Here is a 17,622-nt window from a genome sequence, read left to right as displayed (position 1 = left end):
GAGAAACCTTGGAAAGGGGCGGGGGCGCGTGACGCCTTCGCCCCGATCCCAAGCCGCCCGCCAGTCCGGTATGCGCGCTTGATCCGAGACACCCCGAATATGTCGCCTGACTATGACGAAAGTCCCCGCAATGCCCAAAGGCTATATCATCGCACATATCACCGTGCATGACCCCGAGGCTTATCGGGAATATATCGAACGGGACACGCCGATACTCGAGGCGCTTGGCGGCTCTTTCATCGTGCGGGGGGGATCATCGGAACTGGTGGAAGGCTCAACCTATGAACGCCACGTCATCATCGAATTCCCGAGCTATCAAGCCGCGAAGACAGCCTATCACGACCCTGCCTATCAAGAGGTCGCAGAGATACGGCGCCGTACGGCAAGCTCTACCATAATTGTCGTCGAGGGCATCTAAATGACCGATCAGACCGCCAGTGCCGATCTGCCCGAAGGGCCCGTTTTGGCCGCCGATGGGCGTCCGCTCAAAGCCAGCCTGAACCGTGCCTTGCGCCGCCAGAAACTGCGCGCGTTGATGCTGATCGCGCCGCTATTCTTGTTCATTATCATCACCTTCGTCTGGCCCATTGGCGCGATGCTGTTCCGCTCGGTCGAGAACCAGATCGTCGAAGAAACCCTGCCGCGCACGGTTGTGGCTTTGCAGGACTGGGAAGATACCAGCACTGCCCCTGACGAGGCGGTTTTCGCTGCGCTCAGCCATGATTTGGTCGAGGCCGTCGAGCGCCGCCGCCATACCCAAGTGGGCAGCCGCCTGAATTACGAGACGACGGGCATGTCCTCGCTGTTCCGCTCCACGGGGCGCTCTGCCGATGAGGTGGGCGAATGGGCCTTGGATGGCTTTGTCGCGATTGACCCCGCTTGGGAAGAGCCCGAGACTTGGACCGCGATCTTCGGCTCCAGCATCTGGTTGGAAGGTCGCGAGACTGCCCTTGCCAATGACGAGCAAATCCCGCTGTTCCAATTGGGCGCTGATATCCGTGATCTTTTGCCTGAGGCCTCCGATGCCTATCGCGGCTTTGCGCAGGTGATCCAGACCGAAGACGATGATGACCCAAGCGCCGAGGAGCCTTGGGCCCCTGTCTATGGCGCGCTTTACCGCGATCTGGCGCAGGCCGATCCTGCCAGCCTTGCAGCCATTGGCGGGGCCTCTGGGGCCCTTCTGACAAGCAGTTTCGAGGCGCTCTCCACGATTGAACCCGTCAGCGTGCGGGATGAATTTGCCGAGATCAATGAAGATTGGGTTGATGTTCCCGTTTGGGAAACGATCGAGGCCTTCTCGGACCCGTACACGGCGGGCTATTTCCTATCGGCCGTTGATTTGCAGCTCTCTCCTGAGGGGATTGAGCAGCAACCTGAGGATCAACGCATCTATCTCAAGCTGTTCTGGCGCACGATTGTGATGTCGCTGGTGATTACGGGCTCCTGTATCCTGCTTGGCTATCCGATTGCCTATTTGCTGGCGACCTTGCCCTTGCGCACATCGAACCTTTTGCTGATCCTTGTCTTGCTGCCCTTCTGGACCTCGCTTCTGGTGCGGACCAGTGCATGGAAAGTGTTGTTGCAGGATCAAGGTGTGATCAATGACATGTTTGTCTGGGCGGGCTTGGTGGCCGATGGCAGCAGGCTTGCGCTGATCAATAACCAAACGGGCACGATCATTGCGATGACGCATATCATTCTGCCCTTCATGATCCTGCCGCTGTATTCGGTGATGAAAACCATCCCGATCACCTATGTCCGCGCGGCCAAATCGCTTGGCGCGACGAATTGGACAGCCTTTTGGCGGGTCTATTTCCCGCAATCAGTGCCAGGTATCGGCGCGGGCTCGATCCTCGTCTTCATCCTTGCGATTGGCTATTACATCACGCCAGAGCTGGTCGGCGGCGAAAGCGGTATCTTCATCTCGAACCGGATCGCGTTCCACATCCGATCTTCGCTCAATTGGGGCTTGGCGGCGGCGCTTGGAACGATCCTTCTGACCCTCGTTCTGGTGCTGTACTGGCTCTATGACCGGATGGTTGGCATCGACAATGTGAAACTGGGAGGCTGAGCGCATGGCACAAGCAATGACCACCGCAGAGGCCGCCGCGAAGCTGCCTTCTCTCGAAAACCCCGCAAACGGATTTGCCGCTGTTATCGCAGGCCTGTTCGGGTTCTTCTTGGGCTTTCTGGCGGGCCAAGCCGTCAATGCGCCACTGGTTGGGGCCTTGATCGGGGCTGGCATCGGTATCGCAGGCGGGCTTGCCCTTCCGGGTCGCGTGATGCGCAACCAAGGGCGGCTTGGCGTCACTATCCTTATGGCTGTGATTGGCTTTGCCATGGGGTCGTTTTTCGGGCTTGTGGTCTGGGGGCTGACAGGGCTGGTTGTGTCTTGGGTGATCTATTGGATCGGACATGGCAATTACCGCAAAGGCGTGCCCGTCTATGCGACACCTGGCCAAGTGCTCTGGCATAACAGCTATCTCTTTATTTGCGGCGCGATCTTCTTCTTCCTGATTGCCCCTATCCTTGTGATCATCCCGCTCAGCTTCAATGCGCAGGATTTCTTCACCTTCACGCCCGAGATGCTGCGCCTTGATCCGGCGGGCTATTCCATCAAGCATTACGTGGATTTCGTGACCAATTCCGATTGGACACGGCCCTTCAAGAACTCGCTCATCATTGCGCCTTTTGCGACCGTGATTGCAGTGTTTTTCGGGACATTGGCCGCTGTCGGTTTGAGCCAGAGCCATGTGCCCTTCAAGGGTGCTATCATGGCCACGCTGATCTCGCCGATGATCGTGCCGCTGATCATTTCGGCCACGGGTATGTTCTTCTTTTACTCCGATCTTGGCCTGTTCCTGCAAAACACTGTCGGCCTGAGCCAAAGCCTTGCGGGCTATATCAAGATCATTCTGGCCCATGCCGCCCTTGGCGTGCCTTTCGTGATCATCACGGTAACCGCCACGCTTGTGGGCTTTGACAAGTCGCTCACACGGGCCTCGGCCAATATGGGCGCGGGTCCGATCCGCACTTTCTTCAAGGTGCAGATGCCGCTGATCCTGCCCGGTGTTATTTCGGGTGGTCTCTTCGCCTTTATCACCTCCTTTGACGAAGTGGTTGTAGTGATCTTCGTGGCCTCGGCCGAGCAAAAGACGCTGCCATGGCAGATGTTCACTGGCCTGCGCGAGCAGATCAGCCCGACCATTCTGGCGGTTGCGACCGTCTTGGTGGCGATCTCGATCTGCCTGCTCACGGCGATTGAATTGCTGCGCCGCCGCTCCGAGCGTTTGCGCGGCCTCAGCCCCGGCTGACGGGGCGCTTTCAGCCTGAGATTTACACGCCGCCGTGGGGGATGCCCTGCGGCGGCTCTTTTTTGTGATTGGGAAAAGGGATAGGCTGGCGCAAATTCGATAGGAGATCGAAATGATCGGAAAGCTGGAGATGCTGCTGGCCTTGGCTAAGGAAGAGCATTTTGGCCGCGCGGCTGAAACCCTCGGGATCACGCAGCCCACTCTTTCGACGGGGCTCAAACAGCTTGAGGCGCAATTGGGCGTGAAGCTTGTGCAGCGCGGATCGCGCTTTGGCGGGATGACGCCCGAAGGGCAGCGCGCTTTGGAATGGGCCCGCAAGATCGTAGGCGATACGCGGCATTTGCGGCAGGAAATGCGCTACTCCAAGGAAGGCTTATCGGGGCATTTGCGGCTGGCGGTTATCCCGACTGCATTGACATGGGCCGCGCGGCTTGCAGGGCGTTTTGAGGCCGAGCATCCCAATGTCAGCTTCTCGATCCTGTCGCGGTCGTCTTCCGATATTTTGCACTTGATCGATAATCTCGATGCCGATGCAGGGATTACCTATCTCGATAATGAACCTCTCAGCCGCGTCAGCACGGTTGGCATGTATCGCGAGAACTATGTTTTGGTCTGCCGCAAGACCCATGACTTGGCTGCGCGCGAGAGCCTGCGCTGGCGGGATTTGGGCGGGTTGCGGATGTGCCTTTTGACGCCTGACATGCAGAACCGCCGCATCATCAACCGCAATCTCAGTGATGCTGGCATGGCCCCAGACGCGATGATTGAAAGCAATTCGACCATCGTTTTGGCCAATCAAGTGGTCGAGAGCGATGTTGTCACCATTTTGCCGCGTGATCTGGCGCGGTTTTTGGCGGCAGGGCATGACCTTGCGGTGGTCGAGATCAGTGGTGGAGGGCTTGTGCCCGAGGTGGGCCTCGTGGCGATGCACCAAGAACCCTATACACCTGTGCTGCGGGAATTGATGAAAACGGCCCGTTTGGTCGCAGAAAAAGGCTAAAGAGTCGCTTCTGTTTTTGATTGAGGTTTTCAATCGATTGACGGAATAACGATATTGTTTCCTCGATGAGTTTCTGGGCATCCTTCGGATGAGCTTACACATGAGGACTGCAATGCCACGGGATTTTCCGCAGCCAACGGCCACCGATATCAGCACGATCATTCAAGATCACCTGCATCTGGAAGGCCCGCTTTTGCCGATCCTGCATGCCATCCAGCATGATTTCGGCCATGTGCCGCAAATGGCGCTGCCCGTGATTGCTGAGGCGCTCAATATCACGCGCGCGGAAGTGCATGGGGTAATGTCCTTCTATCATGATTTCCGTGAGGTGCAGGCTGGTCGCCATGTGGTGAAAATCTGCCGTGCCGAGGCCTGTCAGGCCATGGGCAGTGAAGCCATGGCCGAGGCCGCGCTGCAAAAGCTGGGTGTCGAATGGCATGGCACAACCGCCAATGGCGCGGTGACGGTGGAGCCTGTCTATTGTCTGGGGCTTTGCGCCTGCGGGCCTGCGGCTTTGGTCGATGGCAAGGTGGTGGGGCGGTTGTCGCAGGACAAGCTGGATGCGATCCTTGCGGAGGCCTCGGCATGAAAATCTATATCCCCCGGGACAGCGCCGCAAAAGCGCTTGGTGCAGATCAGGTGGCCGAGGCTTTTGCGAAAGGCTTGGCCGAGCGGGGGCTTGAGGCCGAGATCATCCGCAATGGCACACGCGGTATGATCTGGCTGGAGCCTTTGGTCGAGATTGAACAGGATGGTGCGCGGCTGGCCTATGGCCCTGTCGAGCCTGAGGATGTGGCGGCCTTGCTGGATGGCAAGCTGGCCAGCCTCGGACCTGTCGAAAACATCCCCTTTTTCGCGCGCCAGACGCGGCTGACCTTTCAGCGCTGCGGTGTGATCGATCCGCTGGACCTTGAGGCCTATAAGGCCAGTGGTGGCCTGACAGGGCTTGCGCGGGCCGCCAAGATGAGCAGTGCGCAGATCGTTGAGGAAGTGACCAATTCGGGCCTGCGCGGGCGCGGCGGGGCGGGGTTTCCGACAGGGATCAAATGGAACACCGTTCTTAATGCCGAAAGCCCGCAGAAATACATCATCTGCAATGCTGATGAGGGCGATAGCGGCACCTTTGCGGATCGTATGATCATGGAAGGAGACCCGTTCACATTGATCGAAGGCATGGTGATCGCGGGCCTCGGTGTGGGGGCGGATAAAGGCTATGTCTATCTGCGCTCGGAATATCCCGATGCGATCGAGGTGATGAATGACGCAGTTCTGATCGCGCGCGAGGCGGGCGTTTTGGGTGCCGATATCATGGGCTCGGGGCGCAGCTTTGATATGGAAATCCGCGTGGGCGCGGGGGCCTATGTTTGTGGCGAGGAGACCTCACTTCTCAACAGCCTTGAGGGCAAGCGCGCCGTGGTGCGCGCCAAGCCGCCCCTTCCTGCCTTGGAAGGGTTCTTGGGGCGTCCGACGGTTGTGAACAATGTCATCAGCCTCGCGACTGTTCCTGTGATCTTTGAAAAAGGGGCTGCGTATTATGCGGGCTTCGGGCTGGGGCGTTCCAAGGGAACAATGCCCATCCAGATCGCGGGAAATGTAAAACATGGCGGCCTGTTCGAGACCGCCTTTGGCATGCCCTTGGGGGAGCTGATCGAAGATGTGGCAGGCGGCACGGCCAGCGGAGGGCCTGTAAAGGCGGTCCAAGTGGGGGGGCCTTTGGGGGCCTATATGCCGCCCTCGAAATTCGACACGCCCTTTGCTTATGAGGAATTCGATGGCCAAGGCGGCTTGATCGGCCATGCGGGCGTGGTCGTGTTCGACGAGAGCGCCGATATGTTGAAAATGGCCCGTTTCGCGATGGAATTTTGCGCGGTGGAAAGCTGCGGGAAATGCACGCCCTGCCGTATCGGAGCGGTGCGCGGGGTCGAGACCATCGATCGGATCGCGCGTGGGGACGGGGCCGCTGTCGAGATTCTGACCGATCTTTGCGAGACGATGAAGGATGGCTCGCTCTGCGCTTTGGGCGGGTTCACGCCCTATCCGGTGTTGAGCGCGCTGACCCATTTCCCTGATGAATTTGCCACCGGACGGGAGGCAGCAGAATGATGGATTTTTCGTATTTTTGGAAAGATGAAAGCAAAGGGTGCGCGCTATGAAGGATTTCATCATTCCTTGGGATGACAAGGATATGGGCACGCCTGCACGCGAGGGCGCGCCTGTTTCGCTGACGATTGACGGGTTCGAGATTACCGTGCCTGAAGGCACCTCGGTGATGCGGGCGGCGGCTGAAGCGGGGATGCAGATCCCCAAGCTATGTGCCACCGATAATGTCGAGGCTTTTGGCTCCTGCAGGCTCTGTGTGGTCGAGATCGAGGGGCGGCGGGGCACGCCTGCGTCTTGTACGACACCTGTGGCGGCGGGGATGGTGGTTCATACGCAATCCTCAAAGGTCAAGAAAATCCGCAAAGGGGTGATGGAGCTTTATATCTCGGACCATCCGCTGGATTGTCTGACCTGCGCGGCCAATGGCGATTGTGAATTGCAGGATATGGCGGGGGCCGTGGGCTTGCGCGATGTGCGATATGAGCCGGGGCGGAACCATTTCGAGCAGCGCAGCGCCACGGGTGTGAACCCCGAATATATCCCTGCCGACAACTCGAACCCTTATTTCACCTATGACCCCCAAAAATGCATCGCCTGTTCGCGCTGCGTGCGGGCCTGCGAGGAGGTGCAGGGCACCTTTGCGCTGACCATTGAGGGGCGCGGGTTCGAGAGCCGTGTTTCGGCGGGGATGGCGGGTGATGATTTCCTCTCCTCGGATTGCGTGTCTTGCGGGGCCTGCGTGCAGGCCTGTCCGACCGCGACTTTGCAGGAGAAATCGGTGATCGAATTGGGCACGCCCGAGCGCTCGGTGATCACGACCTGTGCTTATTGTGGGGTTGGATGTTCCTTCAAGGCCGAGTTGAATGGCGATGAGTTGGTGCGCATGGTACCGTGGAAACATGGCAAGGCGAACCGTGGGCATTCCTGCGTGAAAGGCCGTTTCGCTTATGGCTATGCCTCTCATAGTGATCGGATCCTGAACCCGATGATCCGCGACAGCATCAATGATGCATGGCGCGAGGTGTCATGGGAGGAGGCGCTGGAGTTCACTGCCACCCGCCTGCGCGGCATTCAGGAGCGCTATGGCAAAAAGGCGCTTGGGGTTATCACCTCGAGCCGTTGCACCAATGAAGAGACCTATCTGGTGCAAAAGCTGACGCGGGCGGTCTTTGAAAACAACAATACCGATACATGTGCACGGGTGTGCCATTCCCCCACGGGTTATGGTTTGGGCCAGACCTTTGGCACCTCGGCGGGCACGCAGGATTTCGACAGTGTCGAGCACACGGATGTGGTGATCGTAATCGGTGCCAATCCGACCGATGGTCACCCTGTTTTTGCAAGCCGTCTGAAGAAGCGGTTGCGTGCAGGGGCCAAGTTGATCGTGATTGATCCGCGCCGGATTGATCTGGTGAAATCGGCCCATATCGGGGCCGCGCATCATTTGCCTTTGCGTCCGGGCACCAATGTTGCCGTGGTCAGCGCCATGGCGCATGTGATTGTGACCGAGGGCTTGATGGATGAGGCCTATATTCGCGAGCGCTGCGATTGGGACGAATTTCAGGATTACGCCGAGTTCATCTCGGAGCCGCGCCATAGCCCTGAGGCGACCGCGCTTTTGACAGGGGTTCCCGCCGCCGACCTGCGCGAGGCTGCGCGCTTGTTCGCAACAGGTGGCAATGGGGCTGTCTATTACGGGCTTGGTGTGACCGAGCATTCGCAAGGCTCGACCACCGTGATGGGGATTGCTAATCTTGCGATGCTGACGGGCAATGTGGGCCGCAAGGGGGTGGGTGTGAACCCGCTGCGGGGGCAGAACAATGTGCAAGGCTCCTGTGATATGGGCTCCTTCCCGCATGAGCTTCCAGGCTATCGCCATGTGAAAAACGAAGATGTGCGCGAGATTTTCCAGAAAGCTTGGGGCGTGGAGATCGACCCTGAGCCTGGTTTGCGCATTCCCAATATGCTCGATGCGGCCGTGCAGGGCAGCTTCAAGGCGCTCTATTGTCAGGGCGAGGATATCTTGCAATCTGACCCCGATACCAAACATGTCTCGGCGGGTTTGGCGGCGATGGAATGCGTGATCGTGCATGATCTGTTTCTTAATGAGACAGCGAATTACGCCCATGTTTTCCTGCCAGGCTCGACCTTCCTTGAGAAGAACGGGACCTTCACCAATGCCGAGCGGCGCATCAACCGCGTGCGCAAGGTGATGGCGCCGCGCAATGGCTATGAGGATTGGGAAATCACGCAGATGCTCGCCAATGCGATGGGGGCCGATTGGCACTACACCCACCCCTCGCAAATCATGGATGAGATCGCGGCAACCACGCCCTCCTTTGCGGGGGTGGATTATGCGCTGCTTGAGGAGAAGGGCTCGGTCCAATGGCCTTGCAATGAGGCCCATCCCGATGGCACGCCTTTAATGCATGTTGACGGCTTCGTGCGCGGGAAGGGCCGTTTCATCGTGACCGAATATATCGCGACTGAGGAACGTTCGGGCCCGCGCTTCCCGCTATTGCTGACCACGGGGCGTATCTTGAGCCAGTATAATGTGGGTGCGCAGACGCGGCGGACACAGAATAATGTCTGGCATAGCGAGGATGTGCTGGAAGTGCATCCCCATGATGCCGAGAACCGAGGCATCAAGGATGGTGATTGGGTCAAGCTGGCCAGCCGCTCGGGCGAGACCAGCTTGCGTGCACAGATCACCGATCGGGTCAGCCCGGGCGTGGTCTATACAACCTTCCACCATCCTGAAACGCAGGCCAATGTGATCACCACCGATTTCTCGGATTGGGCCACAAACTGCCCTGAATACAAGGTGACAGCGGTGCAGATCGCGCTGTCAAACGGGCCAACGGAATGGCAGCAGGAGTATGACGCGATGGCCGAGCGGTCGCGCCGAATTCTGCCCGCGGCGGAGTAGGCATAATGGCGCGCGCCCCGTCTTCCAGCCTGCCTGGTCTGACCGTTGCCCGTGACGGGAGGCGGGTTGTTGCGCGCAACCTGCCCGAAGAGGTGCCCGTTGCCATAGTGTTTGAGGGCGGCACCCAAGCGGTGATGATGGCGACCCCAAAGGATCTTGAGGATTTCGCCACGGGCTTTGCCGTGACCGAAGGTTTTGTTGCCTCCGCAAGCGAGATCGCGGAATTGGAGATCGTCGAGCATGAGCGCGGCCTTGAGGCACGCATGTGGCTGGCCAAGGATCGCTCCGAGGCGCTCAAGGCACGGCGGCGCTCGATGATGGGGCCTGTTGGATGCGGGCTTTGCGGCATTGATAGCCTTGAGCAGGCCTTGCGGGATTTGCCCGTTCTGGCTGAGGGCGGGGTGACCTTGCCCTTTGCAGAGGTGGCGGGCGCGACGGAGGCCTTGCGCTCCCACCAACCTTTGCATGACCAAACCCATGCCGTGCATGCGGCGGGGTTCTTGCAGGCGGGGCAGGGGATTGTGATCTCGCGCGAAGATGTGGGGCGACACAACGCACTTGATAAGCTGATTGGCGCTTTGCTGCGCGGCGGTATTGACCCTGCAACGGGGGCGATTGTTCTGACCAGCCGTGTATCGGTCGAGATGGTCCAGAAAACCGTGATCGCAGGCGCGCCTATATTGATTGCTGTCTCTGCCCCCACCGCTTTGGCCACGCGGATGGCCGATACAGCGGGCCTGACCTTGGCGGCTTTTGCCCGCGGGCAGGGCTTTGACCTTTACGCGCATCCCGCGCGCATCCTTGATGGAGAAACCGATGTCGCATGACAAACTGATCTCGATGGCCAACCAGATGGCGGGCTTTTTCAACACGCAGCGCGGTGATGATCAGGCGGAACGCCTTGCGGCCCATATCAATGATTTCTGGGCCCCCGAGATGCGCGCGCAACTGATTGGCCAACTCGAGTTGGATAACACCCGTGCCGAGCCGCTGGTGCGGGCGGCTGTTGCTTCGATTCGGGTGCCTGCTTAGGCCGCTTCGGCTTGGTCAAGATAGGCTTGGAGGCGGATCAACAGGTTTTGGGCCACGCGGGGCAGGGGGGATTGGGCGCGTTGCAAGGCGCTGATCTGCACATGGCCAAGATCGAGCGGGGCCGTTTGATGCGAGAGTGCGGCCCCTGCTTGCGGCAAACTGATTGCGGGCAATATTTGCACATCTGGCCCAGTTGCCCCCGCCGCGCGGCGCAAATTCGGCCATAGCCCCGGAACACTGGTGATTGCCTTGGGCTGCAGGCGGTGTTTGCGCAGAAGATGCGCGATGGCGCCCCGTGTGCCAGTGCCGTCGGGTGGCACAATGAGGCGGCAGCGCTCCAGATCCGAGAGGGTTGTGATCGTCTCTCCTTCGGCGCAAAGGGCCAGCAAGGCGGTGCGATGGCCGATGGCGAGGGAAAAGCGATCATCCGTCTGCGGATGGGTCGTGATGGCCAGTCTCAGTTCAAGCATGTGCTTGAGCGGGAGGTCTAGCACATGGGTTCACCCAATATCGGCGGCGATCTCAGCGGCACCATTACCGAAGGTGATATCAGCATCGGGGGTGATCTCGATGATACCAATGGGCTGACGACCAATGGTGATGATATCTTTTCAATTACGGCTCAGGGCAGCTACGGAACGGCGACCTAAAAAGCAACAAGCCCCTGCTTGAAGACATCTCGGTCACGCCTGATGTCTATTGCCCATGGCCGCTTCGCCAAGGCAGCGCCAAGAAGGGCTTTGGCTTGCCTGCCTTTGCGCAGCGCACGCCCCTCCAATCGGTCCTGCCCACATCAATGGGGCAATGGGGCCTGACGTAGCGGGGCTGCCCGAGCAACCCCGCATGTGGCCTTAGCCGATTTTATTGCCTTGGCTCCAGACACCGCGGATCAGGGGTGTTTGGCCGATATTGCGCACCCGCAGAACATCCCCGCGCAACCCTGTTTGCAAAACACCGCGATCTTCCAGCCTGACGGCTTGCGCGGGGTTGCTGGTTACGGTGGCGATGGCGCGCGGCAGATCATCCCACATCTCGGCCAAGCGGAAGGCTGAAAGCAGCAGCGCCGAGGGCACGTAATCAGAGGAGACAATATCCAAGAGATCGCCCTTGGCGAGGGTCTCGGCCGCGACATTGCCCGAATGGGACCCGCCACGGATCAGGTTCGGCGCGCCCATCATCACGGCGATGCCTTGGCCGCGGCAGGCTTCAGCGGCCTCAACCGTCGTCGGGAATTCCGCAAAACCCACGCCGTTTTTGGCAGAGGTTTCAACATGTTCGGCCGTGGTGTCATCATGGCTGGCCAGAACCGCACCAAGGCGGCGGGCTTCTTGCACAGCGCCTGCCTCATGCTGCGCGCCAAAGCGTTTTTGCAGACCCAAAAGGTTCTCGACATGCTCGGCAAATTCCGCGTCATTCATGCCGCGTTTTTTGGTGACATAGGTCTTCAAAGCGGTCAGTTCGCGGAACTGGCGCTGGCCGGGAGTGTGATCCATCAGGCTGACAATGCCGACCCTGTCGGATGGTCCGAAAGCCGCCAATTCCTCAAGCAATGTCTCGGAACAGATTTCGGCCCTGAGATGCAGGAAATGGCTGATCTTGAAATAGCCCTGATCGCGGGCCGATAGCAGTTCATCTGCAAGTTTGCGGGCATAATCGACATAGCGGCCCTTGCCGCTATGGATGGAGCCGACCCGCATGGCATCAAACACCGTTGTAATACCAGTGGAGGCCAGTTCGGCATCATGGGCGATCAAGGCGGCCAGATGCGGCCAATCCACATCGGGGCGCGGCTCGATATGACGCTCGACATTATCTGTGTGCAATTCCACCAGACCGGGGATAACGAAATCCCCCCCGCAATCCACAGCGCCTGCCGCGATATGATCCCCTTCGGTGATGTCGGAAATCACGCCCTGTTCGATGGTCACGGACCCCGTGATCACCTGATCTGCCAAGACAAGCTGCGCATTGGCAAGGCAAAGCTCGCTTGACACATCGCTGTCACAAGCCTTTGTCAAAGAGGCCGTGGGAAAGGAGGAATTCATGTCATACTCTCGTTTTGCAATTTACTTTATACCGCCCGAAGGGCCTTTGGCCGATTTCGGGGCGTCTTGGCTCGGATGGGATGTGGTGGCGGGCCGCGAGGCGGATCAGCCCCTTCTGCACGGTTTGGGTGACATCACCATGACACCGCGCAAATACGGGTTTCATGGCACATTGAAGCCGCCATTCCGTCTGGCGGAAGGGCGCTCGGCCCAGGAATTGGAGGCCGCCGTTGCGGCGCTGGCCAACAGGCTTGCCCCTGCGCAATGTGAGGGGTTGGAGCTGACGCGTTTGGGACGGTTTCTGGCCTTGGTCCCGCAAGGCGATACGCAAGATTTGCAAGGGGTTGCGCAGGCTTGTGTTTGCGATCTTGACGGGTTTCGCGCCCCCGCTGGCGAGGACGAGCTTGCGCGCCGTCGTGGCGCGGGCTTGAGTGCGCGGCAAGAGGCTTTGCTGCTTGAATGGGGCTATCCGTATGTCTTGGAGGAATTCCGCTTTCACCTGACCCTGACAGGGCGATTGCCCCAAGATGATATCGCCCATTGGGTCGCGCAACTGGATAGGCATCTGCCCGATCTGCCCAAGCCCTTTATCCTTGACCAGATCGCTTTGTGCGGTGAGCGGGATGACGGGCACTTTGAGATGCTGCATCGCTACACGCTCGCAGGTTGAAGCAGCGCTGCCGCGCGGGCGATGGTTTGGGCCAGCGGGCCGTCATTGGACAGATCAATCACCTCAAGCCCCTCGGGCAATGGCTTATCTGCCTGCGCGAGGCGCTTGGCGATCTCTTCCTCGGTCTCGCGCCCGCGTGCGGCCAATCTGGCGGCGATGGTTTCGGGCTGTGCGGTGATATTGAGAACCACAAAACGCGGGAAAATCTCGGCCGCTTGCAGCAATGCCTTGCGCGAGAAATTGGCAAGGCAATCCGTGCCCTTGCCAAGCTGGTATTTCACCGTGATCGGAATGCCGTAATGCAGACCATGCGCGCCCCAATGCACAGCGAATGCACCGTCATCCACCAAAGCCTCGAATTGCTCAAGCGTGGCTGCGTCATAGTCTTCCCCGCCAAGCCCCGGGGCGCGGGTGATCACGCGGCGCACTTTGTGCAAATTCGGCAAGGCGTTGTGGATGCCCTCCATCACGCTGTCCTTACCCACACCAGAGGGGCCGACAACCGCTATGAGGCGTCCTTGGATCATGCGGCTACACCGGGGGTGAAGCGGCCCACATCGATTTCGCGGTCACAAACGCGGGTGCGAGCGGCCTCGTCATGGAAAATGCCGATGATGGCCGCGCCTCGGGCCTTGGCCTCTTCGATTAGGCTCAGCACAACCTCGCGATTGGCGGCATCAAGGCTTGCGGTGGGTTCATCCAGCAGCATGGCGGGATAGCTATGGGCAAAGCCACGCGCGATATTCACGCGCTGCTGCTCACCACCCGAGAAGGTCGTCGGCGACAGGGACCAGAGCCTTTCGGGGATGTTCAAACGGGTCAGCAATTCCCTTGCGCGGGCTTGTGCTTCGTCCGCCGAGACGCCCACGGCGCGCAAAGGCTCGGCCACAACATCAAGGGTCGGAACGCGGGGCACCACGCGCAGGAACTGGCTGACATAGCCCAAGCTCTCGCGGCGCAAGGCGATGATCTCGCGTGGCTCGGCCTGCACGATATCCAGATCACCGATGCGGATTTCCCCCGCCTGCGTCAGGTAATTGCCATAGATCATCCGCATCAGCGTGGATTTCCCCGCGCCTGAGGCCCCTGTGAGCGCCACGCATTCGCCGCGCGCCACCGTTAGCGAGACATCGCGGATCACCTCGATCACGGCGCTGCCCTGATTATGCAGGGTGAAGGTCTTGGAGACATTGGAAAGCTCAATCATGGGTCACACCTGCAAAACGGAACTGACAAGAAGCTGGCTATAGGCATGTTGCGGGTCATCCAGCACCTGATCGGTCAGGCCCGCCTCGACTACATGGCCCGATTTCATCACCATAAGCCGATCGGCCAGCAAACGCACCACGGCAAGGTCATGGGTGACGATGATCGCCGACAGCCCCATATCGCGCACAAGGCCGCGCAGCAGATCCAGCAGACGCGCCTGCACCGACACATCAAGCCCGCCTGTGGGTTCATCCATAAACACAAGGCGTGGGCCCGTGACTAGATTGCGCGCGATCTGCAAGCGTTGCTGCATGCCGCCAGAAAAGGTCGTGGGCCTGTCATCCACGCGGGCGGCATCGATCTCGACCCGACCCAGCCAATCAGTGGCCTTATCGCGGATATCGCCGTAATGGCGCTCGCCCACGGCCATCAAACGCTCGCCCACATTGCCACCTGCGCTTACCCCCATGCGAAGGCCATCGCGGGCATGTTGGTGGACAAAGGCCCAATCAGTGCGGCCCAACATGCGGCGCTCGGGCTCGGACATGGTGATGGTGTCGCGCGGGCCATCGCTGCGGGTGTCAAAGACCACCTGTCCTGCATCAGGGGTCAGATGCCCCGCCATGCAATTGAGCAGCGTGGATTTCCCCGACCCGCTTTCCCCGACGATCCCCATCACTTCACCAGGATAGAGGTCAAAGGAGACATCGGCACAGCCGATATGCGCGCCATAACGCTTGGTGATGCCTTGAACGGATAACAAAGGTGTCATGCCGCGTCCTTCCCGCCATTGTCTTTGCCGATATGGCCTGCCGATTGCCGCGCCTCGCAGTAATCGGTGTCGGAGCAGACGAACATCCGTCCGCCCTGATCATCGATGATCAACTCGTCCAGATAGCTGTCCTCAGCCCCGCACATCCCGCAAGGATGATCGGCCTTGGAGGCCTCAAAAGGGTGGTCCTCGAAATCGAGGCTGACCACTTGGGTATAGGGCGGCAGCGCATAGATGCGTTGCTCGCGGCCTGCGCCGAACAATTGGATCGCGGCCATATCCCCCAGTTTCGGATTGTCGAATTTCGGGATGGGCGACGGGTCCATCACATAGCGCCCCTCGACCTTGACCGGATAGGCATAGGAGGTCGCGATATGGCCGTGGCGGCTGATATCCTCATAGAGCTTCACATGCATCAGCCCGTATTCCTCAAGGCTGTGCATCTTGCGGGTCTCGCTTTCGCGCGGCTCTAGAAAGCGCAGCGGCTCGGGGATTGGCACCTGATAGACAAGGATCTGCCCCTCGCTCAGCGCATCTTCGGGGATGCGGTGGCGGGTCTGGATCACGCTGGCCTCAGCCGTTGAGGTGGTCGTGGCCACCCCTGCGGTGCGTTCAAAGAAGGTCCGGATCGAGACGGCATTGGTCGTGTCATCGGCCCCTTGGTCGATCACTTTGAACTTGTCCTCAGGCGTCAGCACCGCTGCCGAGACCTGCACGCCGCCTGTGCCCCAGCCATAGGGCATCGGCATCTCGCGCGAGGCAAAGGGCACCTGATAGCCCGGAATGGCGAGACCCTTGAGGATGGCGCGGCGGATCATCCGCTTGGTCTGTTCGTCGAGATAGGCGAAGTTATAGGCTTGATCCATCACAGCAGCCCCCGTTCTTCAAGTTGTCTGCGCAGGCTGTCTGCCCCTTGGAAATGGATCGCATCCATCCCTGCCGCCCGTGCGCCTAGGCAGTTATGCAGCCCGTCATCAATGAAAACGCAGCGCTCGGGCGCAACCTCGGCGCGATCGCAGAGCAGGTGGTAGATTTGCACGCTGGGCTTGAGCAACCCCACCTCGCCCGAGACGACAGTCGCCCCGAAAACGGTGCCCAATTCGGGATGGACCTTCAGCCCCTCGGGCCATGTCTCGGCAGACCAATTGGTGATCGCGTGAAGCGGTGTGCCCTTGTCTTGCAGGGCATAGAGAATATCCCAAGTGGCGTTGATTTTATCAGGCACCGTGCGGGTATAGCGCGGCACATATTGGGCAAGCCGCGCGCCATCCTCTGCATCTTCAAGCTGTGCGGCTGCATCACCAAAATGCGCGCCGCCATCACAGGCGAAATTGATCTTGTCAAAGCCGATCCGCGCAAGGAAAGCCTTTGCGCCATCCTCGCCCAGATCATCGGCCCAAGCCAGATGCGGCTGCCAGTCCACCAGCACGCCACCAATATCGAAAACGACTGTATCGACGCTCATTCTGCGGCCTCCTGCATGGGTTGCGCGCCTGCCTCACGGCGGAGTTTGCGCACCAGTTCAAGCTCCGACTGGAAATCGACGTAATGGGGCAGTTTGATATGTTCGAGGAAGCCCGTCGCCTGAATATTATCGGCGTGATAGAGCACGAATTCCGCATCCTGCGCGGGCGCGCCGACATTGTCTTCGCCCAATTCTTCCCATCTCAGCGCGCGATCAACCAAGGCCATCGAGATCGCCTTGCGCTCGGTCTGGCCAAAGACCAATCCATAGCCACGGGTGAATTGCGGCGGCTGGGTTTTGGAGCCTGTGAACTGGTTGACGGTTTCGCATTCGGTCAGGACCACCTCACCGATTTCAACGGCAAAGCCCAATTCGGGGATATCCATTTCGACGGGAACCGCCCCGATCCGCAATTCGCCCACAAAAGCATGATTGCGCCCATAGCCGCGCTGCGTGGAATAGGCGAGGCCAAGGGTGAAGCCTTCATCCGCGCGCGCCAAAGCCTGTAGGCGCAACGCGCGTTCAGCAGGCATTTCCAGTGGCTCGCGCGTCAGATCAGGGGGCGGAGTATCGTCATGCGGGGCCTCTTCGATCAGCCCTTCGCGGTTGAGGAACTCGGTCACATGGGGCACATGGCCCTGCTCGGACGTGCGGGTGGGGGCCTCAGGGGCCTCGCCCTCGGCGGCGAGTTTGAAATCCAGCAAACGATGGGTGTAGTCGAAGGTCGGTCCCAGAACCTGACCGCCGGGCACATCCTTGAACGTGGCCGAGATGCGTCTGTCACAAGCCATATTGCCCGTATCGACAGGTTCCGAGGCACCGAAACGGGGCAGGGTGGTGCGATAGGCGCGGATCAGGAAGATCGCCTCGATCAGATCACCGCGCGACTGTTTGATCGCAAGGGCTGCAAGATCAGGGTCAAAAAGCGACCCCTCGGCCATGACGCGATTGACGGCAAGGCTGAGTTGTTCGCGGATTTGCGCGATGCTCAGCTCGGAGATATCGGTATTGCCCCTGCGCTCTTCGGCCAGCCACGCATGGGCGTTCTCGATCGCGCGCTCTCCGCCTTTGACGGCTACATACATA

The 17,622-nt window shown here is 59.6% G+C and carries 19 protein-coding genes; 11 read left to right on the top strand and 8 right to left on the bottom strand.

What is annotated here, in order from left to right; genetic code table 11:
• The first annotated feature begins 130 nt into the window (after positions 1 to 130).
• The 9 genes from ACTYEO_RS11405 to ACTYEO_RS11365 all read left to right on the top strand — a co-directional run bounded on the left by ACTYEO_RS11405 (position 131) and on the right by ACTYEO_RS11365 (position 10,375).
• Entirely contained in the window at positions 131 to 418 is a 288-nt protein-coding gene (locus ACTYEO_RS11405; protein WP_449324030.1) for a DUF1330 domain-containing protein, read from the top strand.
• On the top strand, positions 419 to 2,071 hold the full coding sequence (locus tag ACTYEO_RS11400) for an ABC transporter permease (RefSeq protein WP_449323870.1): 1,653 nt from the start codon (positions 419 to 421) through the stop codon (positions 2,069 to 2,071).
• 4 nt (positions 2,072 to 2,075) lie between these two features.
• Positions 2,076 to 3,314 (top strand): ABC transporter permease, encoded by a 1,239-nt coding sequence (locus ACTYEO_RS11395; protein ID WP_449323869.1) that lies wholly within the window; start codon positions 2,076 to 2,078, stop codon positions 3,312 to 3,314.
• A 112-nt stretch (positions 3,315 to 3,426) separates the two neighbouring features.
• Positions 3,427 to 4,314, top strand: coding sequence for a LysR family transcriptional regulator (locus tag ACTYEO_RS11390; protein WP_449323868.1), 888 nt, complete (start codon positions 3,427 to 3,429; stop codon positions 4,312 to 4,314).
• Positions 4,315 to 4,426: 112 nt separating this feature from the next.
• Complete coding sequence (locus ACTYEO_RS11385; protein WP_449323867.1) at positions 4,427 to 4,903, top strand: formate dehydrogenase subunit gamma; 477 nt, start codon at positions 4,427 to 4,429, stop codon at positions 4,901 to 4,903.
• Entirely contained in the window at positions 4,900 to 6,417 is a 1,518-nt protein-coding gene (locus tag ACTYEO_RS11380; RefSeq protein WP_449323866.1) for a formate dehydrogenase beta subunit, read from the top strand. The genes ACTYEO_RS11385 and ACTYEO_RS11380 overlap by 4 nt, the downstream gene beginning before the upstream one ends.
• A gap of 46 nt (positions 6,418 to 6,463) precedes the next feature.
• Positions 6,464 to 9,343 carry a formate dehydrogenase subunit alpha gene (gene fdhF, locus ACTYEO_RS11375; RefSeq protein ID WP_449323865.1) on the top strand — a complete coding sequence of 960 codons (2,880 nt, stop codon included), beginning with the start codon at positions 6,464 to 6,466 and terminating at the stop codon, positions 9,341 to 9,343.
• Positions 9,344 to 9,348: 5 nt separating this feature from the next.
• Positions 9,349 to 10,170, top strand: coding sequence for a formate dehydrogenase accessory sulfurtransferase FdhD (gene fdhD / locus ACTYEO_RS11370; protein ID WP_449323864.1), 822 nt, complete (start codon positions 9,349 to 9,351; stop codon positions 10,168 to 10,170).
• Positions 10,160 to 10,375: a formate dehydrogenase subunit delta gene (locus tag ACTYEO_RS11365; protein WP_449323863.1), complete on the top strand. Its 216-nt coding sequence runs from the start codon at positions 10,160 to 10,162 to the stop codon at positions 10,373 to 10,375. Before fdhD ends, ACTYEO_RS11365 begins: the two co-directional genes overlap by 11 nt.
• Here ACTYEO_RS11365 and ACTYEO_RS11360 read toward each other — a convergent pair.
• Complete coding sequence (locus tag ACTYEO_RS11360; protein WP_449323862.1) at positions 10,372 to 10,845, bottom strand: hypothetical protein; 474 nt, start codon at positions 10,843 to 10,845, stop codon at positions 10,372 to 10,374. The two genes, ACTYEO_RS11365 and ACTYEO_RS11360, sit on opposite strands and share 4 nt — an antisense overlap.
• A gap of 24 nt (positions 10,846 to 10,869) precedes the next feature.
• On the opposite strand from ACTYEO_RS11360, the gene ACTYEO_RS11355 reads away from it, so the two are divergent.
• A complete protein-coding gene (locus ACTYEO_RS11355; RefSeq protein WP_449323861.1) occupies positions 10,870 to 11,025 on the top strand; it encodes a hypothetical protein in 156 nt (51 codons plus the stop codon).
• Positions 11,026 to 11,226: 201 nt separating this feature from the next.
• On the opposite strand, the gene ACTYEO_RS11350 is transcribed toward ACTYEO_RS11355, so the two are convergent.
• Positions 11,227 to 12,420: an alpha-D-ribose 1-methylphosphonate 5-triphosphate diphosphatase gene (locus ACTYEO_RS11350; RefSeq protein ID WP_449323860.1), complete on the bottom strand. Its 1,194-nt coding sequence runs from the start codon at positions 12,418 to 12,420 to the stop codon at positions 11,227 to 11,229.
• Here ACTYEO_RS11350 and ACTYEO_RS11345 point away from each other — a divergent pair.
• Complete coding sequence (locus ACTYEO_RS11345) at positions 12,419 to 13,090, top strand: DUF1045 domain-containing protein (protein WP_449323859.1); 672 nt, start codon at positions 12,419 to 12,421, stop codon at positions 13,088 to 13,090. The two genes, ACTYEO_RS11350 and ACTYEO_RS11345, sit on opposite strands and share 2 nt — an antisense overlap.
• On the opposite strand, the gene phnN is transcribed toward ACTYEO_RS11345, so the two are convergent.
• The 6 genes from phnN to ACTYEO_RS11315 are packed head-to-tail and all read right to left on the bottom strand — an operon-like array spanning position 13,072 to position 17,621.
• Positions 13,072 to 13,617, bottom strand: a complete 546-nt coding sequence (gene phnN / locus ACTYEO_RS11340) for a phosphonate metabolism protein/1,5-bisphosphokinase (PRPP-forming) PhnN (protein ID WP_449323858.1) — start codon at positions 13,615 to 13,617, stop codon at positions 13,072 to 13,074. The two genes, ACTYEO_RS11345 and phnN, sit on opposite strands and share 19 nt — an antisense overlap.
• Complete coding sequence (gene phnL, locus ACTYEO_RS11335; RefSeq protein WP_449323857.1) at positions 13,614 to 14,297, bottom strand: phosphonate C-P lyase system protein PhnL; 684 nt, start codon at positions 14,295 to 14,297, stop codon at positions 13,614 to 13,616. Before phnL ends, phnN begins: the two co-directional genes overlap by 4 nt.
• A 3-nt stretch (positions 14,298 to 14,300) precedes the next feature.
• On the bottom strand, positions 14,301 to 15,071 hold the full coding sequence (gene phnK / locus ACTYEO_RS11330; RefSeq protein ID WP_449323856.1) for a phosphonate C-P lyase system protein PhnK: 771 nt from the start codon (positions 15,069 to 15,071) through the stop codon (positions 14,301 to 14,303).
• Positions 15,068 to 15,937: an alpha-D-ribose 1-methylphosphonate 5-phosphate C-P-lyase PhnJ gene (locus tag ACTYEO_RS11325; protein WP_449323855.1), complete on the bottom strand. Its 870-nt coding sequence runs from the start codon at positions 15,935 to 15,937 to the stop codon at positions 15,068 to 15,070. The genes phnK and ACTYEO_RS11325 overlap by 4 nt, the downstream gene beginning before the upstream one ends.
• Positions 15,937 to 16,536 (bottom strand): HAD family hydrolase, encoded by a 600-nt coding sequence (locus tag ACTYEO_RS11320; RefSeq protein ID WP_449323854.1) that lies wholly within the window; start codon positions 16,534 to 16,536, stop codon positions 15,937 to 15,939. The genes ACTYEO_RS11325 and ACTYEO_RS11320 overlap by 1 nt, the downstream gene beginning before the upstream one ends.
• On the bottom strand, positions 16,533 to 17,621 hold the full coding sequence (locus tag ACTYEO_RS11315; protein ID WP_449323853.1) for a carbon-phosphorus lyase complex subunit PhnI: 1,089 nt from the start codon (positions 17,619 to 17,621) through the stop codon (positions 16,533 to 16,535). The genes ACTYEO_RS11320 and ACTYEO_RS11315 overlap by 4 nt, the downstream gene beginning before the upstream one ends.
• Position 17,622 lies beyond the last annotated feature (1 nt).

This window comes from Rhodophyticola sp. SM2404 (genome assembly GCF_053570515.1).
Note: the sequence above shows the minus strand (reverse complement) of the source record. Positions and strands in the feature narration are given on the sequence as shown.